This window comes from Bartonella sp. AP58NXGY, assembly GCF_042195785.1.
Classification (GTDB): domain Bacteria; phylum Pseudomonadota; class Alphaproteobacteria; order Rhizobiales; family Rhizobiaceae; genus Bartonella.
Map to the genome: position 1 here is coordinate 1 of NZ_JBHIOY010000366.1, position 263 is coordinate 263.

The 263-nt window shown below is 43.0% G+C and carries 1 protein-coding gene; it reads right to left on the minus strand.

Annotation, left to right across the window (positions count from 1 at the left end):
* Positions 1 to 263 (minus strand): ribose-5-phosphate isomerase A (locus ACFINC_RS11455; RefSeq protein ID WP_375617278.1); only part of this gene is annotated, 263 nt, incomplete at both ends.

Consider the following 263-nt stretch of genomic DNA (forward strand, 5'->3'; position numbering starts at 1 on the left):
GCATCATCTGGGGACCAATTTCATCTGCTCCGTCAATATCAAGATCCAGTTCAGGTATTTGTTCTAAAGTGCGAACAGGTACCCCAAACTTATGACAGAGTTGTTCAGAATATCGTGAAGTAGCAACACAAGTCACCCGGAGACCATCCGCAACACGCTTACCAAGAAGACGAATAAATTCATTAACAGTTGACCCCGATCCGATACCAAGCCGCATATCATCTTCAATAAATTCAAGCGCTTTAACAGCGGCTCTTTTTTTT